Below are 17,890 nucleotides of genomic sequence, written 5' to 3' on the forward strand. Positions count from 1 at the left end.
CGTGGCTTGTGAGGGGGAGGGGTACGGCCGGCCCCCGGTGGGGCGGGTGGCCGGCCCGTACCGCGTGGGGCGGCGGTCAGGCCGCGGTGGGGGCGGTGAAGGCGAGCACCACGTTGTGCCCGCCGAAGGCGAAGGAGTTGGACAGGACGGCCCGGACGGGGAGTTCGCGCGGAACGTCGCCGACCACGTCGAGGCCGATCGCCGGGTCGGGCCGGTCGAGGTTGAGGGTGGGCGGCACCACGCCGTGGACCAGGGCCTGCACGGAGGCGACCGCCTCGATCGCCCCGGCCGCGCCGAGGGAGTGACCGGTCATCGACTTGGTGGCCGAGACCGGGATCCGGGGGGCCGCCTGGCCGAGCGCGGTGTGCAGGGCGAGGGCCTCGGCGGAGTCGTTGTAGCTGGTGCCGGTGCCGTGGGCGTTGATGTGCGAGACGTCCTCGGGGCCGAGCCGGGCCGAGCGCAGGGCCGCCTCGAGGGCCCGGGCGGCCCCCGCCCCCTCGGGGTGGGGCGCGGTGACGTGGTGCGCGTCCGAGGTCCTGCCGTAGCCCCGCAGTTCGGCGAGGACACGGGCCCCTCGCCGGGCGGCGTGGGCGGCCGACTCGAGGACCAGGACGGCCGCGCCCTCGCCGAGGACGAAGCCCTCGCGGTCGGCGCTGAACGGCCGGCTGGCCTGCTCGGGGCTGTCGTTGCGCGTGGCCAGGGCGCGGATCTTGGCGAACCCGCCGACCATCATGGGGCTGACGGGGGCCTCGGTGCCCCCGGCCAGCACCACGTCGGCCTCGCCGGAGGCGATCATCTGCGCCGCCACGATCAGCGCCTCGGCCCCGGAGGCGCAGGCGGTGACGACGGCGCTGCTCGGCCCGAGCAGCCCGAGGTCCACGCAGAGCCGGCTGGCCGGGGCGTTGGCCATGCTCATCGGGATGAAGCGGGCGCCGAGCCGGTGCGGCCCCCTGAGCATGGCGGCGCTGTTGGTCTCCCAGGTGGTGACGCCGCCGGTGCCGGTGCCGACCACGGCGCCGATCCGGGTGCGGTCCTCGGCGGCGAGGTCGAGTTCGGCGTCGCGCAGCGCCAGGGTGGCGGCGGCGACCGCGAGTTGCGTGCAGCGGTCGGCGCTGACGGCCTGGCGGGGCGGGAGGGTGAGGTCCTCGGGCAGGTCGACCTCGCCGGCGATCCGGACCGGGAAGTCGGTGGCGTCGAACCGGGTGATCGTCCGGATGCCGCTGAGGCCCTTGAGCTGGGCGGCGTGGAAGTCGTCGGCACCGACGCCGATCGCGGTGACCGGGCCGAGCCCGGTGACCACCACCCGCCGGTCGCTCTCGGTCATGCGAGCGCTCCGGGGCGTTCCGCGTCGACGACGTGGGCGATCACCTCGCCGACGGTGGTGAGGGAGAGGGCGACCTCGTCGTCGACGGTGCCGCCGAGGTGCTCCTCCATGATGGTGACCAGCTCGACCAGGTCGAGGGAGTCCATGCCGAGGTCCTCGCGGAGCCGGGCGTCGGAGGTGACCTCCTCGGGGAGCAGCCCGAGTCGGTCGCACAGCAGGTCGGTCATCCGCGCGAGAAGGGCCTCGCCGGCAGCGGTCTGGTTGGTCACAGCGGCCACCTCTGGTCGTTGGTCGGGGTGTGGGACGGATCGCCGGCCTGCCACGCGGACAGGTCCGCGTGCAGGGCGAAGTCCTGGCAGACGGCCCGGACGGCGCCGGTGAACCGGTCGGCCTGGTCGAGGCCGAGGACCAGCGGCGGCTGGATCCGCAGGGTCCGGTTGCTGTTGGCCGTGACGAAGGCCAGGATGCGGTGCTCCCGGCTGAGCTGGGAGACGAACCGCAGGCACATCAGGTCGCCGAGGGCGTTCTCCACGGCGTTCCCGGCGCGCCGGAGGGCGCCGAGCACCTCGTCCGGGAGCCAGTCGACCAGGCCGTGGAGGTCTCCGGGAAGCCGGGCCAGGGCCTCGTCGGCGAGGGCCTGGGCGGCGCCGGTGAAGTCGCCGTCGAACTCGATGGCGTTCATCAGGCCGATCCCGCGGACCTCCTTGACGAAGCCGTACGGGGCGCACGCCTCGCGCAGCCCGTCCCGCAGGTGGGCGCCGGTCTTGGCGGCGCGCCCCGGGAGGTCCTCGGCGACCAGGGTGTCGAGCGTGGCGAGGCCGACCGCGGCGGCGAGGTTGCCGCCGCCGAAGGTCGAGGAGTGCAGCATCGCCCTGCTGGTGGACCCGTACGCCTGGTCCCAGAGTTCGGTGCGGGCCAAGGTGGCGCCGATCGGCACCAGGCCGCCGGAGAGGGACTTGGCGACGCACAGGATGTCGGGCCGCAGGTCGTCGTGCTCGGCGGCGAACATCGCGCCGGTGCGGCCGAGGCCGGTCTGGATCTCGTCGAGGACGAACGCCGCGCCGGCTCGCCGGCACAACCGCTGGGCCTCGGCGAGGTAGCCGGGCGGCGGGAGGATCACGCCGCCCTCGCCCTGCACCGGTTCGACGATGAAGGCGGCCGCGCCCTCGATGGCGGCGGCCAGCGCGGCGGTGTCGCCGAACGGGACGGCCACGCAGTCCGGCAGCAGGGGGTGGAAGGCGGCCCCGTGGCCCTTGCGGCCGGTGACCGAGAGCGCGCCGAGGGTCTTGCCGTGGTAGCTGTTCTCGGTGTGCACCAGCCGGGTGCGGCCGGTGGCGGCGCGGGCCAGCTTCAGGGCGGCTTCCACGGCCTCGGTGCCGGAGTTGGAGAAGAACACCCGCTCTAGCCCGGGCGGGGCCAACTCGCTGAGCCGCTCGGCGAGTTCGGCGGTGTGCGCGGGCATCGAGACGTACTGGACGAAGGTCGGGGCGCCCTGGTCGAGGAAGTCGCGCAGGGCCGTGGTGGCGGCCGGGTGGTTGTGGCCGAGGTTGAGGCAGCCGTAGCCGGCGACGAAGTCGAGGTACGAGGTGCCGTCCTCGGTGGTCAGGGTGCAGCCCTCGGCGCGGGTGAAGACCCGGTCCATGCCGTGGGCGGCGAACAGGCGCCCCATCGGCGGGTTGATGTGGGTGCGGAAGCGGCGCACCGTCTCCTGGGTACGGCTACCGCGCGGGGGGCGGCCGGACGGGTAGTGGCGGGCCAGCCGGTCGAGCCGCTCGTCCGGGACCAGCCGGCCGAACGCGGCCAGCGGCGTGGGCAGGAAGCCGTGCCCGGTGGCGAGTTCGCCGATGGTGCGGATCCGGTCCAGGTCGAGTTCGCGGCCGAGCGACCACGCCTCGGCGCGGCCCTCCAGGGCGAGCACGATGGTCTCGGCGAGGCAGCCGTTGAGCTGCTGGGCGGGGGCGGGCAGGGAGCCGTCCCCGAGCCGGACGGCGTCGGTGGCGCTGACCAGGCCGCCGTCGATGACCAGGACCTCCTGGCGCTCGGCGGGCTCCACCGCGACGTCGCGCGGCAGGGCCACGTCCACCACCACCGAGCCGGGGTGCAGTCGGCCCGCGTCCAGCACGCCGCCGACGGAGGAGGCGGTCACGTAGATCCGGGGCGCGCCGTAGAGCGCGGCCGGGTCGTCGTACAGGGTGACCCGGCTCCGCTCGGCCGGGTCCAGGTAGCGCAGCATCGCCTCGTCGGTGCGGGCACTCGGGCGGCGGACCAGGTCCAGCTCGTAGCCGTCGGCGAGCAGCAGCCGGGCCATCGCCAGGCCGATCGAGCCGGGGTAGCCGACCACGGCGATCCGGGCCCGGCCGGGGGTCTGGCCCAGGCGTTCGGCGCAGGCCAGCACGGCCCGGTGGGAGGCGTAGGTGGTGAGGGAGTTGCCGCTGGTGAGCGGGAGACCGACGGCCTTGGCGGTCCACAGGCCCCGGTCGCCGACGATCGAGGTGGCACCGCCGAGGCCGACCAGCTCCGCCCCGGCGTCGCGGAGCTCGGCGGCCTCGGCGGCGACCATGTCCCGGGCGGTGCCGGGCCGGCGGAGCATCTGCTCGGCCGTGTACGGCAGGTAGCGGACCGCGCCGGTGCACCGGGCGCCGGTGGCCGAGGTCAGGGTGAACTCGGGGATCGGGACGTGGTGCCGGGGCCCGGGTTCGCGCGGGATCCCGCGGTGCTCGTCGAGCAGTCGGCCGAACAGGTCGAGGCCGCGGACCTGGTGGCGGTGGCCGTCACTGATCGGGTGGGCGAGGAAGCCGAACTTCATCGGGTGCCTCCCGTGCTGCGCCCGGTGCGGGCCATGGCGAAGGTGAGTTCGGGGAGCGTGTCGCGCTGCCAGCCGAGGGAGGAGAGCAGGCTGAGGCCGTCCCCCTCGTTGTTGTGCGCGATCGGCACCTCGAACAGGTTGACGGTGGAGCGGCGTTGCAGGTCCGCCTTGAGCGTCCGGGGGTCGAGGTCGTCGAGCCGGCGCCGGACCACGGTGAGCGGGCCGAAGGTCCGTTCGTCGTCCTCGGCGAACAGGTGGAGCACCTGGGTCTGGCGGCCCGCGCCGGCCGCGCTGCGGCCCTCGCGGTAGGTGCGGATCACCGAGTGCCCGCCGTCGACCAGGGTGAAGATGCTGAGGTTGCCGCGCAGCCGGTGCCCGTTGAAGCAGACCTGCTGGATCAGGCTGGGCAGGATGTCCGGGACGAGCGCGCTGGCGCCGTCGCCGATGAAGGCGAGGGTGTTGCCCGGCCGGGTGAGCGCGATGCTCGGGACGGCCTGCAGGGCGTCGCCCATCAGGGCGCGGCCGTACCAGCCGGAGAAGCCGGGGCCGGTGCGCGGCAGGTTGCGGATCGCGGAGAGCCCGCCCCGGCCGACGTCGTACACGCCGGTGTAGCCGTACCCGTGGTGGAGGATCAGGTCCTCGAGGACGGCGCCGAGCCGGCTGCCGAAGTAGTTGAGGCTGATCGGCTGCACCGGCACGCCGTGGACCACGTCGGAGGCGCTGTCGGCCGTCTCGGCCAGCGCGCGGCGGCGGGCCTCGAGCAGCGCGGGCGGCACGTCCAGCCGGGCCCGGACCGCGCTCAGGAACGCGCCGGCCTCGGCCCGCACCGGATGGTCGGCGAACGGGGCGAGGTGCGCGGCCTCCCGGGTGACCTGGACGATCCGCAGCGAGCGGTCCAGAGCCCGGGGCGAGAACGGGGTGGCGGCCTCGGCGATCCGGCTGTTGACGAAGAACAGGCACTGCTCGGAGCGGGGCCGCAGCCGGCCCTCGTGGTGCAGGAAGGCGTGCACGCGCTCGGAGAAGCCGTACAGGCCGAGGGTGCCGAGGTACTCGGGGACGACCGCGCCGTCCCGGTAGCGGGAGACGCTGCCCGGGCGGGTGAGCGAGTCGGCCAGGCCGATGCCGGCGGCCGCGGCGATCTCGTGGACCAGGTCGCGTTCCGGGCCGGAGAGCGGGCCGAGCTGCCAGAGCACCCGCTCGGGGCCGTGGTTGAGCAGCTCCAGCACCGGGGCCAGGGCGTCCTCGGCCACGGTGGCGCGCGGGGCGGGGGCGGGCGGCGGCGGGGCGCTCACGGGGCCGGCGGCCTCCAGGACCTCGGCGGTGGCGAGCAGCACGACCGGGCCCCGGTCCTCGTCGTACCGGGCGAAGGCGGTGGCCAGGTCCGCGTCGAGCCGGGCCGGGTCGTCGAGGTGGACGTACGGGATCCGGCGGGCCCGCAGCACCTCGCGGGAGTCCTCGGCGGAGTGCACGGTGCCCTGGAACGGGAACCAGCTCTGCTCCCGCGAGTCGGCGCACAGCAGGAAGCCCCGGGCCCGGGCCTCGCGCAGGTTGGCGAGGGTGCCGCGGAACTCGTCGACCATGCCGCTGGTGACCACGACCAGCGCGGGCGCCGCGTCGAGCTGCCAGCGGGCCAGCGCGCCGCAGGCCAGGCTGTGCTCGCTCGGCCCGCGCAGCACCGGGTTGCCCGCCCGGGCGGCGCGCTCGTCGAGCGCGGCGATCAGGCCGGAGACCACCGAGCCGGTGTAGTAGTGCAGGCCCCAGCGGTCGCCGGCCCGGGCGTCCAGGAAGTCGGCGAGGGCGCCGGCCAGCGCGGGCGGAGCCGTCCGGGCGGAGGCGCGCAGCGCTCCCCCGGTGTGCCGGAGCTGGATCACGTCGGTGAAGGCACAGAGCACGTCGGCGGCCAGCACCCAGAGCTGGTCGGGCAGCCGCCGGCTGGTGTACGGCTGGGCGATCCGGGCGCGCGGGGCGGGCGCGTCCTCGTACACGTGCACGGTGTACGCGGAGGGTTCGCAGGCCACGTTCGCCGGCAACTCCTCGCACATCGCTGCGAGTTCGTCGGCGAAGGCGGTGTCCAGCGGCCCGACCGGCAGGCCCGCGGCGGCGGCGTCCACCAGCAGCAGGGCGAGCATGGCCGGGTCCTCGCCGGCCTGTTCGCCGATCAGCTGCGCGGCCTCGGCCACGGTCTCGGCGAGCACCAGGGCGACCCGGGCCCTCGGGAGGGCGCGGTCGAGGAAGCGGCGGGAGCGGTCCAGGGCCCGCTGGTACGGCTCGGGCCAGGAGCTGCGCCCGACCGGCAGGGCCGCGGTGGTGAGGGTCCGCTCCGAGCCCTCGACCAGGTCGCCGAGCGCGGCGGCGACGGTCCGCTGGAAGGCCGGGCGTTTGCCGACGGCCGCGATCAGGAAGCGCGGCGGCTGCGAGCCGCCGGTCGTGCCGTCCACTCTCCGACTCCCCCCGGTGGCAGTGCTGCTGACGCCTCGGAGTCTGCATCAGCGCGACTGAAGCCGGTCTGCACATCCTCTGGACGGTGCATGGCCGCGCGGCCCACGCCGCGACGGGGCCGGCGGACCTCCGGGGGCCGGCGCCTCGGCCAAGCAATCCAGGAGTCGCGTGGAACCCCCGTTTTCCCTTCAACTTGGCCTGGAAAACGCCTAGTGATGGATGGTCAGCGATGGAGAGACTCCGACCGGCCCCCCGCGGCACCTCCGGCCGGTGCCGGAACCGGTGAACGGCCGGACCGCCGAGGCGGTCCGGCCGTTCGGCGTGCGCTCAGTCCTCGGTCAGGCCGATCCGGGCGTGCAGCCGCTTCAACGGCGCCGGCGCCCACCAGTTGGCCCGGCCGAGCAGCCGCATCGCGGCCGGCACCAGCAGGCCGCGGACCAGCGTGGCGTCGACCAGGACGGCCAGCGCGAGGCCCGCGCCGAGCAGTTTCAGGATCGACAGTCCGGAGGTGGCCAGCGCGCCCAGCACCGTCGCGACGATCAGCGCCGCGGCGGTGATCAGCCTGCCGGTGCGCTCCATCCCGAAGGCGACCGCGCGGGTGTTGTCCCCGGTGGCCAGGTACTCCTCGCGGATCCGGGAGAGCAGGAAGACGCTGTAGTCCATCGACAGGCCGAACGCGACGCAGAACATCAGGATCGGCACCGTCACCTCCAGTTGGCCGGTGTACACGAAGTCGCCGACCAGCCACTTGAGATGGCCGTCCTGGAAGACGTACACCATGGCCCCGAAGGACGCGGTGAGGCTGAGCATGTTCAGCAGCAGCTGCTGGAACGGGATCACCACGCTGCCGGAGAACAGGAACAGCAGCAGCAGCATGCTGACCGCGATGATCGCGGCCGCCCACGGGAGGCGGCCGGACAGGCTGGACTTGGTGTCCACCTGGGTCGCGGCGTCGCCGCCGACCAGGGCCCGGCCGGGGGCGTGCACCGCGCGGACGGCCTTGGCGTAGCTCTCGCCCTCCGCCGAGCTCGCCTCGCGGTCGGAGACCACCGACAACCAGGTGCCGCCGCTGCCGGAGAAGGCGGCGGCCCCCGGCCCGGGCGGGGCGGCCAGCGCGCCCTGGGCGTAGGTGCCGGTGGCGGCGTCCACCCGGACGGTGCCCGGCAGGGCGGACAACCGCTGCGCGTAGTCCGCGAGTTGGCCGTTGCCCGGGTCGGTGTCGGGCAGCACGACGACCACCGGGGAGGTCTGCGCCCCGTGGAACTCGCTGCGGATGGTGTCGGAGGCGACCTGGGAGGCGCTGCCACGCGGCAGCACCCGGTCGTCCATCAGCGCGAACCGGGCCTGGACGAACGGCAGGGCGAGCGCGAGCAGCACCACCGCGACGGTGCCGCCGATCAGAGCCGGGCGGCGCATCACGGTGACCGCGAGCCGGTGCCACACGCCGCCCTGACCGCCGCTGCGGGCGCCGGGCAGGCGGCGGCGCAGCGGGGCGAACACGTCCCAGCGGTCGATCCGGTGGCCGATCAGGGCCAGCAGCGGCGGCAGCACCAGCAGCGAGCTCGCCGCCGCGAGGACCACCACGACGATGCCCGCGTAGGCGAGCGAGCGCAGGAAGTAGATCGGGAAGACCAGCAGGGCGGCCAGCGAGAGCACCACGGTGAGCGCGGAGAACAGCACGGTCCGTCCGGCGCTGCGCAGCGAGGCGGCGATCGCCTCGGTGGTGCCGCGCCCGGCCCCGAGTTCCTCGCGGTACCGGGTGACCACGAACAGGCTGTAGTCCACGGCGAGGCCGAAGCCCAGCGCGGTGGTGATGTTGAGCGAGAACACCGACACCGAGGTCACACTGGCGAGCAGCCGCAGCACGGCGTAGGTGCCGAGCACGGAGACCACGCCGAGCACGGCGGGCAGGGCGGCGGCGACCAGCGAGCCGAAGGTGGCGAGCAGGATCAGCAGGGTGATCGGCGCGGCGATCAGTTCGGCGCCGGTGAGGTCCTTGGCGCTCTGCTCGTTGGCCTCGGCGTTGACCTGGGCCGTGCCGGTGGCCTTGACGTCCAGCGGGCCGTGCCGTCCGACCAGGGTCGGGACCAGGTCCTTGGCGAGGTGCTCGGCGTGGTTCTCGTCCCCGCCGAGCCTGACCAGGACGAGGCCGGTACGGCCGTCGGGCGAGCGCAGGGTCGGGTCACCGGTGGTCCAGTAGGACTGGGCGTACACCACGTCCGGGGTGGTGGCGACCTTCTCGGTGAGGCTGCGGCCGGCCTCGGCGGCGGAGTCCAGGTCGCCGTCGGCGGTGGCGACCAGCACCAGGTTGGGCGCGCCCGCGTGGAACCGGTCGGCGAGCAGCCGGTCGGCCTGCAGGGACTCGGCGCTGGTGGGCGTGTAGCCGCCGCTGGAGAGCTTGCTCTCGGCGTCGGCTCCGATCACCGCCGCCGCGACGGCGACCAGGGCGACCAGCAGCATGGCGATGCCCCGGCGGTTGACCAGGGTCCTGGCGAGCGAGGCCAGACGGCCGGTGACCGGGGCGGGTTCGCCGTCGGTTCCGGTGCGGGCCCGGATGGTTGTCGACATGGCTTCCTCGGGTCGTCGTGGACGGTGCCGCCGCGTCGCGGCGACGGGGGAGGCCGCGGCTCAGCACCGCCCCAGGAGGTGGCAGCACAGGGCGTTGGCCGCCCAGTCCTCCCATTCCTGTGGGGTCCAGCCGCGCTCGGTGACGAACAGGTGGTACATCTCGGGGCCGAGCACTCCGTAGCAGACGTCGACCGCGTGGTCCGCGTCGAGGCCCTCGACGAGGGCTCCCTTGGCGATCAGCGCGTCCACGAAGTGCCGTTGGACGGTTCGGCGTTGCTGCTTGTTGGTCTCCCACAGCTCGGCACCGTCGCCGCTGGAGATGACCGCGTTGCGCAGCACTTCGAGCAGCGGGGCGACCCGCTCGTTGATGACCCGGGTGATGGCGGCGAGGGCCCGCAGTTGCTGGTGCGGGTCCTCCTTGGACAGGGCGTCGACGACCGGCGGGCGTTCCAGGGTGGGCACCGGCTCCTCGTCACCGGCGACGTGGAGGTCGATCAGCTCCTTGAGGATCTTCTCCTTGTTCCCGAACGAGAAGTACATCGTCTGCACCGCGACGCCGGCTTCCTGGGCGATCGAGTCGATCGTCGTGAGGCCGTATCCGCGCTCGACGAAGAGCTTCATCGCCGCGTCGAGCATTCTGCGCCGGGTCGCCTGGGAACGCAGCCGGCGGCCGTCGGTCTTTGCCATGGGGATCACTGCTCACTTTTTTATAGTACAACTCTAGAGTGTGCCACTAGAATCATACCCAGCGCACAGGAGGACGCAAGCTCATGCCCCTCAATACCACTCGCGCCAAGCACGAACAGCTCGTGACGACACCCAGGACGCTCGTCCCCGCGCTCACCACCGGGATGGGCCTGTCCATGCTGGTGCTCTACACCATCGGCTCGCTGGGCCCGTTCATCGTCGACGACCTCGGGATCACCCGCTCCGGACTGGGCCTGCTGCCCGCCGCGGCGTTCGGCACCGCCACCGTGATGTCCCTCTACGCCGGGCACCTCACCGACCTGCTCGGCGGCCGGCGGGTGTTCCTCGCCCTGCTCGCCGTGATCGGCGCCGACTTCGCCCTGCTGGCGGCCAGCCCCTCGTACGCGCTGCTGCTGGTCGCCCTCTGCCTCGCGGGCCTCCCCCAGGCGCTGGCCAATCCCTCGACCAACAAGCTGATCGCCGCTCATCTCCCGCCCGAGCGGCGCGCGCTGGCGATAGGCGCGAAGCAGTCCGGCATACCGCTGGCGGCCATGGGCGCCGGGCTCGTCTTCCCGGCGCTGGCCGGTGCCGCCTCCTGGCGGGTCGCGGTCCTCGTGGTGGTCCCGGTGGCCCTGCTGACGGCGCTGGTGGCGCGCACGGCGCTCCCCCGGGACCCGGCGCCCGCCGGGCCGACGCGCTTCGGCCTGCCCCAGCCGCCGAACGCCCCCACCCGCTGGTTGATGGCCTACGCGCTGCTGATCGGCTGCGGGCTCTCCCCGCTCAACACCTACCTGCCGCTGTACGCCCACCAGCGGCTGGGGATGAGCTCCACCGAGGCGGGCGCGCTGATCTCGGCGATCGGCCTGGCCGGGATCGCCGTGCGGCTGATGTGGAGCCGGATCAGCACCCGACTGGCCGACATCTCCGACGCCCTGCTCGCCATCGCGGGCACGGCTGCGGTCTGCAGCGCCCTCATCCCGGCCTCCACGCACGGCAGTTGGCTGGCCTGGGTGGGGACCCTGGGGCTCGGCACGGCGGCCGCGGCGGCCAACGCGGTCGCGATGGTCGCGGTGACCCGGGGCAGGGGGTTCGGCCTGACCGGGCACGCCTCCGGCCTGGTGTCGATGGGGTTCTTCGCCGGGTTCGCGGTCGGACCGATCGTGTTCGGCCGGCTCGCGGACGGTGCGGCGGGCTTCGGCGGCGGCTGGCTGATGGTCGCCGCGATGCTCGCGCTGGCCACGGTCTGCGCCCGGGCGGGCCGCAGGACCCTGGCCGCGGCGGCCTGAACACCAGTTCTCCGGTCACCGGGACTTTTCTAGAGCGGTTCACTAGAGCTAGACTCCAGTAAACGGCCGGGTACCACCCGCCCACGAACGAGGGGAGGAGGAGATCACGATGGCCGGCGGAGTACTCGCGGGACGGCGGGCGGCACTGTTGCTGCTCACCGGCGTCGAACTGATCGTCTTCCTGGACGTATCGATCATCAATCTGGCCCTACCGACGATCGGGGCCAAGCTCGGCCTCGGCATCGTCGCCCTGGTCTGGGTCAGCACGGCCTACCAGGTCTCCTTCGGCGGCTTCCAGCTCGGCGCGGGCCGGGCCAGCGACCTGCTCGGCCCGCGACGGATGTTCCAGGCAGGCCTGGGCATCTTCACCGGTGCCTCACTACTGGCCGGACTCGCCCACGCGGGCTGGCTGCTGATCGGCGCGCGGGCCCTGCAGGGGCTCGGCGCGGCGATCCTGATCCCGGCCGAACTCGCCCTGCTCGCACGGATGTTCACGGAACCCGAGGCCAGCCGGCGGGCGTTCGGCGTGTGGAGCGCGATGGGCGCGGTCGGCGCGGCCGGCGGCACCGCCCTCGGCGGCGTCATCGTCCAGGGCCTCGGCTGGGAGTGGATCTTCCTGCTGAACCTGCCGATCGGCGTGGCCGGCCTGGTGCTCAGCAACCGGCTGCTCCCCGTCGACGAGGTGGACACCCGGGAGGCCGGCCGCCGGCTCGACCTGCCCGGCCTGGTCACCGGCACCGGCTGCCTGCTGCTGGCGGTGTACGTGGTGACGGCCGCGACCGAGGGCGGCCTCGGCGCCCTGCAGTGGACGCTGGCCGTGCTGGCCGTCCTGCTCGGCGCCGCGTTCCTGCTGGTCGAGCAGCGGGTCGCCGAGCCGCTGCTGCCCTTCCGGATCTTCCGCGAGCGCAACATCAGCGGCTCCGCGGTGGCGAACTTCATCGTCGGCGCCACCCACGTGCCGGTGTTCGTGTTCGTCGCGATGTACTTCCAGGAGGTGCACGGCTACAGCGCGACCCGGTCCGGCCTGGCGGTGCTGCCGATCGCCCTGATCAGCATCCCGGTCTCCCGGATGCTGATCCCGGTGGCGCTCAAGCAGGTCGGGCCCCGCTGGGTGCTGGCGGGCGGCATGGCGCTGATGACCGTGGCGCTGCTCATGCTGAGCACCCTGCCGGTCGACGCCGCGTACCTGACCCGGTTCCTCCCGGCCGCGGTGGTCTTCGCGGTGGGCCTGCCGGCCTGCTTCGTCGGCTCCACCATGCCGGGCGTGAAGGCCGCCGCGCCCGAGGAGACCGGCACCGTCTCGGGCGTCATCAACACCACCCAGCGGCTCGGCGCCGGCCTCGGCGTCGCGGTGCTGGCCTCGGTGGCGAAGGACCGGACGGCCGGCGCCGGGGGCACCCACGCCGAGGCCCTGGTCGACGGGTACCACCTGGCCTTCCTGGGCGCGGCCGGCCTGGCCGTCCTCGGGCTGGTGGTGGCCCTCACCGTGATCCGGCCGGAGCCTCGGCAGTCCGGGCAGCCGGCCGATGCTCCGGAGCCCACCGGGGATCCGGTGGCCGCCGAGTGACGGCGGCTCACAGAGCTGGGCAGGGGCAGCCGTCCGGGCCGCCCCTGCCCGTCCGGCCTTTCGGCCTCGGACACGGGGCGGCCGTCAGGCCCGGGCCGGGCGCGACGGCGGCGGCCGTCAGGCCCGGGCCGGGCGCGCGCCGACCAGTTCGAGGGTGCCGTCCGCGCGCCAGCGGGCCAGCCAGGGCGAGCGGTGCAGGTACCCCCGGCCGGACTCGGTGAAGTCCTCGGCCTCGAGACCGGCCTCCGGGAGCCCGATCCGGTCGAACGGGAGGGCGGGCCCGGTGGCGCACAGCTCGCCGACCCGGCCGGACGGCAGCACCCGGCCGCCCGGCTCGGTCACCTGGATGTGCACGTTCGGCACCGGGGTGCCGACGCCGGAGGCCGTCGCCCCGACGGGCCCGCCCGGGCTCAGCTCCTGGGCCGTCCACGGCGTCACGCTCCCGTCCGGGGCGAACTCGCCCCGCAGCCGGCTGGCCCGGTAGGCCGCGAAGTGGCGTTCCACCAGCTCCGGCGGACAGGGCCCGCCGAACAGCACCACCGCCCCGGGCCCGGCCCCGACCGGCCGGTCGGCCGCCGCGGTCAGCAACCGCGCGTACTCCTCGGGGCTGAACACCGATCCGGCCGCGCCGCCGAGGGCCTGCACCGCCGCCGCGTCCCCGGCCCGGCCGCACAGCGCGCCGCCGGAGGCGAAGGCCCACCACATGGCCGACAGGGTGCGCGGCCCGCCCGGGGCCTGACGCACCGCCACCGGGCCCCGGGCCGGGCCGATCTGCTGCATCCGGGCCGCCAGCACGTACTGCCAGGCGCGGTGGTCCACCAGTTGGCCGCCGTCCTCGTCCACCAGCAGGTACGCGGCGTCCATCGGGCCGGACCGGGGCAGCGCCGGGTCGATCCGAACCTCCGCCAGCCGCTCCCAGGTGCCGGGCTCGTCCAGGGTGATCAGCAGGCCCGGGTCCGGCCAGCTCGACCGGGTCGAGGTGCTGCACAGCACCACCCGCGCGCCGCTCACCAGGGCCGTCCTCGCGACTTCCGCCGGCGCCAGGTCGGACCGCACCGGGACGCAGACCCCGCCGGCCCGCAGCACCGCCAACTGCCCGACCACGGACTGCCGGTGGTCGTCGCAGTGCACCACCACCGGGTCACCGAGCTGCAGGCCGCCGAGCACCAGCGCGGAGGCCAGCTGGGTCGACCTGGCGTTCGCCCGGGCATACGTGAGGCGGCCCGCCTCCTCCCGTACGGCCACGGCCGCAGGGCACCGACGGGCCGCCCCGGTGAACACCGAATCGAGCGTGAACGGCCGGGTGGCCGCTGTTCCTCCGTCCCGCCGCGCGTCGTGCAGGCGGTGATGGAGCAGTACGGGCTGACTGGTCACCTGGTCCCCCATGGTTGCTGCGGTACGGATCGCGCTGGGAACGACGCCGGCCAAAACGCGCCCACCCATTCACCGATGTTGCATTCCGGTACCGCCCGGGGTCGCCTCCGAGATTGCCGCATGTGAATTCGCGGCATTCGGGGCCTCAGGAAATGTAGTCGTAGAGCAGATTGCTGTCCTCGCCGGACTCCGCCCAATTGCCGTACCGACGCATTCCGTACAGCAGTGGTTTCTGGAAACGGAGGAGGGTGACCGCGTGAACCCGGGCGAACACCACGCAGTGGTCGCCCACGACGTGCACGTCGGCCACCTCGCAGTCGGCGATGGTGTGCGCCGACTCCTCCAGGTGCGGCCCCCGGGCGCCCGGCCCGAGGGACCAGGCGACCCGGTCCCAGCGGTCGGCCGCCCCGGAGGCGAACAGCTCGGCGGTCGAACGGGCCTCGCTGTGCAGCAGGTTGACGGCGTAGCCGCCACTCTCCCGGACGGCCTCGACGGTCGGACTGCCGCGCCGCAGGCACACCAGCACGGTCGGCGGGTCCAGCGCGACGCTGCACAGCGAGGTGAGGGTCATCCCCCGGGGCTCGCCGAGCGCGGTCGTCGTGGTGACCACGGTGACCCCGGTCGGGAATCCGGCCATCAGCGGGCGGATATCCGGTGCACGGTCGGATGTCATGGCGGGCCTCCTGGTCTCAACGGCTTGCGAGTTCCGTCCGGCCCGCGGGCGCGCCGGACCGGCGGATCTCCTCGACCAGTTCGGCGGTGAACGCCGGGAAAGCCGGGCCGAGGAAGTGGAAATGACCGCCGGAGAAGGTCCGGCACTGGAATGCCCCCCTCGTCTCGGCGGCCCAGCCGGCCAGCGCGGAGGGCGGTGCCCACGGGTCGTCCACGCCGCCGAACGCCGTCACCGGCGCGGCCAGCGGGATCCGCGCCGGGCTCGGCCGGTAGCGGGCCACCGCCCGCAGGTCGGTGCGCACCAGCCGGAGGAACCGGTCGCGGAACTCCGGCAGTTCGTCGATCCGCGGGTGCAGCCCGCCCATCCTGGTCAGCTGGGTCATCAGCTCCGGGTCGGACAGCTCGTGGCCCGGCAGCGCCAGCGGTGGCGCCTCGGAGGGCGCCACCCGGCCGGACACCCCGAGCCAGCCCAGCCGGACGCCGGCCGCCTCCAGCGCCCGGGCGGTCTCGTACGCCAGCACCGCCCCCAGGCTGTGGCCGAACAGCGCGAGCGGCGCCCCGTCCGTCCACGGCAGGATGTCCGACACGCTGGAGGCAACCAGTTCGGGGACGGTGCCCAGAGCCGCCCGGTCGTGCCGCTTGCCCCGGCCGGGCAGGTCCAGCAGCAGCACGTCCCAGTTCTCCGGCAGCTCCCGGGTGAGCGGGAAGTAGGCGGCCGCCGAGCCGCCGGCGTGGTGGAAGACCACCAGCCGCAGTTCGGCGTCCTCCACCCGGCGCGGGCGCACGAACGCGGTCACGCCCGTGCCCCGGCCACGATGTCCTCGGCGAGCCGCCCGAGCAGTTCGGTGAGCGGCAGGTCGAGCGGCAGTTCCTCGGCGGTGAGGCCGACCCGGTAGTGCTCCTCGACCCGGGTGATGAACAGCGTGGACATGAAGGAGTCACCGCCGGAGTCCAGGAAGGACCGCTCCGGGTCCAGGGCCTCCGGCGCGTCCAGCACCGCGCCGAGCTGGGCCAGCAGGTACGCCTGCACCGCCGCCGCGTCCACCGGCTCGGGTGCCACCGGTCCCGCCTCGGCCGGGGCCGGGGCGGAGCCGCCGCCGAGGGCGGGCTCCTCCACCCAGTAGCGGCGGCGCTGGAACGGGTAGGTGGGCAGGTCGCCCAGCAGCCGGGCGCCCGGGGCGCGCAGCCCGGCCAGCGCCAGCTCCGCGCCGGCGGTGAACAACTCGGCCAGCAGACCGGGAAGTTGGACGGCCGGATCGGTGAGCGCCGTGCTGTGCGCAGTGCCGCCGGCGTCCCACTCCAGCCGCACCGGGCCCGGCTCGGTGCAGCGGGCGGTGACGACCGCCGGGCCGAGCGCGCCGAGCGCGGCGGCCAGCGCGGCAGCCGGGTCCGTCGCCGAAGCGTCCGCCAGTGCGGGGAACGCCCCGACCAGGGCGGCCAGGCAGGCGGCGGTGGCGACGGTGTCCTCGGGCAGCCGCAGCACCAGCCGGTGCGGGCCCTGCCCGGCGACCGCCGGGACCGGGCCGCGCACGGCCGCCGCCAGCGCCTCGGCCAGCTCCCCCGGGCCGCTGCCGGTGACGGCGATCCGGTGGGCGAACACGGCCCGCCCGGTACGCAGCGTGTGGCAGAGCGAGGGCAGCCGGGCCGGGTCGGCCTGCTTGAGGTACCGGACCACGGCGTCCGCCAGTTCGGACAGCGCCACCGGGTCCTTGGCGGAGAGCGTGAGCAGCTCCGGGTGCGGGTCGGCCGTCGGCTCGGGAGCGGTCTCCGGGCCCCGGTAGGACTCCAGTACGGCGTGCCCGTTGGTGCCGCTCATGCCGAAGGAGTTGACACCCACGATCCGCCGGTCCAGCTCGTCCGGCCACGGGTGGTTCCGGTCGGGCACGGTGATCCGCAGCCGCTCCCACGGGATGTGCGGGTTGAGCTCACCGTCCTCGGCGGAGCGGGCGGCCGGGATCTCGCCGTGCTGGAGCATCAGCACGGCCTTCAGCAGCGCGGCCGCGCCGGACCCGGCCTCGAGGTGCCCGATCCGGGACTTGACGCTGCCGATCGCCAGCGGCAGCCCGCGTTCGCGGACGGCCCTGCCGAGCACCCCGTCGAGCGCGCCGACCTCGATCGGGTCGCCGAGCACCGTGCCGGTGCCGTGCGCCTCGACGTAGCCGATCTCGCCGGGCTCGACCAGGGCGTCCGCCAGGGCGGCCCGGATCACCTCCTGCTGGGCGGGGCCGTTGGGCACGGTCAGGCCGGAGGCGGCGCCGTCGTGGTTGACGGCGGTGCCGCGCACCACCGCGAGCACGGGCCGGCCCTCGGCCTCGGCGTCGGCCAGCCGCATCAGCACCAGCACGCCGACGCCCTCGCCCCGCCCGTACCCGTCCGCGGAGGCCAGGAAGGACTTGGAGCGGCCCTCCGGGGAGAGCGCCCGGGTCTGGCAGAGCGAGACCATCAGGTTCGCCGACAGCAGCAGGTTGGAGCCGCACACCAGGGCGTACCGGCACTCCCCGCCGCGCAGGCCGCGCACGGCCAGGTGCAGCGCGGACAGCGCGGAGGAGCAGGCGGTGTCCACGCTCAGCACCGGCCCGCGGAAGCCCATCACGTGGCTGATCCGCCCGGCGCCGAAGCAGAGGCCGCCGCCGGTGGTGTAGTACGGGTCGATCCTGGTCAGGTCGCTCCGGTCCTCCAGGCGCTCGCTGTACTCGGAGGCCATCATCCCGAGGTACACGCCGACGTCGAGCCGGTCGGCGCGGCGCACGGCCACACCGGCCCGCTCCAGCGCCTCCCAGGCGGTCTCCAGCAGCATCCGCTGCTGCGGGTCGAGCAGTTTGGCCTCGCGCCTGGAGATGCCGAAGAACTCGGCGTCGAAGTGCGAGATGTCGGTGAGGAACCCGGCCCGGTCCACGTAGGAGCGCCCGGGGCGGCCCGGCACGGGGTCGTGGACGGCCCGCAGGCCGGGCCGGTCCTCGGGGATCTCCGAGTAGGCGGTGCCGCTCCCCCGCAGGAACTCCCAGTAGGAGTCGGGCGAGTCCAGCCCGCCGGGCAGCCGCAGGGCCGTGCCCACCACCGCCAGCGGGGCGTGCCGTTCCTCCTCCAGCTCCCGGACCCGGCTCCGGAGGCGATGGGACAGCTTGAGCTGGTCCTCCATCAGTCGGCGAATCGTATCGGTGTCCATG

General features: G+C 74.5%; 12 protein-coding genes. 2 read left to right on the top strand and 10 right to left on the bottom strand.

Annotated elements, in window-relative coordinates; all coding sequences use genetic code 11:
* Positions 1–76: 76 nt before the first annotated feature.
* The 6 genes from fabF to ACIQWA_RS19285 all read right to left on the bottom strand — a co-directional run bounded on the left by fabF (position 77) and on the right by ACIQWA_RS19285 (position 9,824).
* Complete coding sequence (gene fabF, locus ACIQWA_RS19260; protein ID WP_402483950.1) at positions 77–1,324, bottom strand: beta-ketoacyl-ACP synthase II; 1,248 nt, start codon at positions 1,322–1,324, stop codon at positions 77–79.
* A complete protein-coding gene (locus ACIQWA_RS19265) occupies positions 1,321–1,593 on the bottom strand; it encodes an acyl carrier protein (RefSeq protein ID WP_360233732.1) in 273 nt (90 codons plus the stop codon). Before ACIQWA_RS19265 ends, fabF begins: the two co-directional genes overlap by 4 nt.
* Complete coding sequence (locus ACIQWA_RS19270; RefSeq protein WP_402483952.1) at positions 1,590–4,130, bottom strand: aminotransferase class III-fold pyridoxal phosphate-dependent enzyme; 2,541 nt, start codon at positions 4,128–4,130, stop codon at positions 1,590–1,592. The genes ACIQWA_RS19265 and ACIQWA_RS19270 overlap by 4 nt, the downstream gene beginning before the upstream one ends.
* A complete protein-coding gene (locus tag ACIQWA_RS19275; RefSeq protein WP_402483954.1) occupies positions 4,127–6,568 on the bottom strand; it encodes a hypothetical protein in 2,442 nt (813 codons plus the stop codon). Before ACIQWA_RS19275 ends, ACIQWA_RS19270 begins: the two co-directional genes overlap by 4 nt.
* A gap of 328 nt (positions 6,569–6,896) precedes the next feature.
* Positions 6,897–9,137, bottom strand: a complete 2,241-nt coding sequence (locus ACIQWA_RS19280) for an MMPL family transporter (RefSeq protein WP_402483956.1) — start codon at positions 9,135–9,137, stop codon at positions 6,897–6,899.
* Positions 9,138–9,197: 60 nt separating this feature from the next.
* The gene (locus tag ACIQWA_RS19285; RefSeq protein ID WP_402483958.1) at positions 9,198–9,824 is read right to left on the bottom strand and encodes a TetR/AcrR family transcriptional regulator; all 627 of its coding nucleotides are present in this window, start codon (positions 9,822–9,824) and stop codon (positions 9,198–9,200) included.
* Between the two features lie 83 nt (positions 9,825–9,907).
* Here ACIQWA_RS19285 and ACIQWA_RS19290 point away from each other — a divergent pair, with 83 nt between their 5' ends.
* Together ACIQWA_RS19290 and ACIQWA_RS19295 are read left to right on the top strand one after the other, a co-directional pair.
* A complete protein-coding gene (locus ACIQWA_RS19290) occupies positions 9,908–11,110 on the top strand; it encodes an MFS transporter (protein WP_402483959.1) in 1,203 nt (400 codons plus the stop codon).
* A 109-nt stretch (positions 11,111–11,219) separates the two neighbouring features.
* Entirely contained in the window at positions 11,220–12,677 is a 1,458-nt protein-coding gene (locus ACIQWA_RS19295; RefSeq protein WP_402483961.1) for an MFS transporter, read from the top strand.
* Between the two features lie 117 nt (positions 12,678–12,794).
* Here ACIQWA_RS19295 and ACIQWA_RS19300 read toward each other — a convergent pair whose 3' ends face one another.
* The 4 genes from ACIQWA_RS19300 to ACIQWA_RS19315 all read right to left on the bottom strand — a co-directional run bounded on the left by ACIQWA_RS19300 (position 12,795) and on the right by ACIQWA_RS19315 (position 17,889).
* Positions 12,795–14,063: an AMP-binding protein gene (locus ACIQWA_RS19300; protein WP_402483962.1), complete on the bottom strand. Its 1,269-nt coding sequence runs from the start codon at positions 14,061–14,063 to the stop codon at positions 12,795–12,797.
* 133 nt (positions 14,064–14,196) lie between these two features.
* A complete protein-coding gene (locus ACIQWA_RS19305) occupies positions 14,197–14,724 on the bottom strand; it encodes a flavin reductase family protein (RefSeq protein WP_402483964.1) in 528 nt (175 codons plus the stop codon).
* Positions 14,725–14,740: 16 nt separating this feature from the next.
* A complete protein-coding gene (locus ACIQWA_RS19310; RefSeq protein ID WP_402483966.1) occupies positions 14,741–15,520 on the bottom strand; it encodes a thioesterase II family protein in 780 nt (259 codons plus the stop codon).
* Positions 15,517–17,889 carry a beta-ketoacyl synthase N-terminal-like domain-containing protein gene (locus ACIQWA_RS19315; protein ID WP_402483968.1) on the bottom strand — a complete coding sequence of 791 codons (2,373 nt, stop codon included), beginning with the start codon at positions 17,887–17,889 and terminating at the stop codon, positions 15,517–15,519. The genes ACIQWA_RS19310 and ACIQWA_RS19315 overlap by 4 nt, the downstream gene beginning before the upstream one ends.
* Position 17,890: the final 1 nt, after the last annotated feature.

Origin of the sequence: Kitasatospora sp. NPDC098652, assembly GCF_044760155.1 — a bacterium.
Classification (GTDB): Bacteria; Actinomycetota; Actinomycetes; order Streptomycetales; family Streptomycetaceae; genus Kitasatospora.

Excerpts from the sequence above, each read along its gene's own strand:
- ACIQWA_RS19305 (WP_402483964.1), bottom strand. The coding sequence starts at position 14,724 with ATGACATCCGACCGTGCACCGGATATCCGCCCGCTGATGGCCGGATTC.
- ACIQWA_RS19280 (WP_402483956.1), bottom strand. The coding sequence starts at position 9,137 with ATGTCGACAACCATCCGGGCCCGCACCGGAACCGACGGCGAACCCGCC.
- ACIQWA_RS19270 (WP_402483952.1), bottom strand. The coding sequence starts at position 4,130 with ATGAAGTTCGGCTTCCTCGCCCACCCGATCAGTGACGGCCACCGCCAC.
- ACIQWA_RS19285 (WP_402483958.1), bottom strand. The coding sequence starts at position 9,824 with ATGGCAAAGACCGACGGCCGCCGGCTGCGTTCCCAGGCGACCCGGCGC.
- ACIQWA_RS19295 (WP_402483961.1), top strand. The coding sequence starts at position 11,220 with ATGGCCGGCGGAGTACTCGCGGGACGGCGGGCGGCACTGTTGCTGCTC.
- fabF (WP_402483950.1), bottom strand. The coding sequence starts at position 1,324 with ATGACCGAGAGCGACCGGCGGGTGGTGGTCACCGGGCTCGGCCCGGTC.
- ACIQWA_RS19290 (WP_402483959.1), top strand. The coding sequence starts at position 9,908 with ATGCCCCTCAATACCACTCGCGCCAAGCACGAACAGCTCGTGACGACA.
- ACIQWA_RS19300 (WP_402483962.1), bottom strand. The coding sequence starts at position 14,063 with ATGGGGGACCAGGTGACCAGTCAGCCCGTACTGCTCCATCACCGCCTG.
- ACIQWA_RS19315 (WP_402483968.1), bottom strand. The coding sequence starts at position 17,889 with ATGGACACCGATACGATTCGCCGACTGATGGAGGACCAGCTCAAGCTG.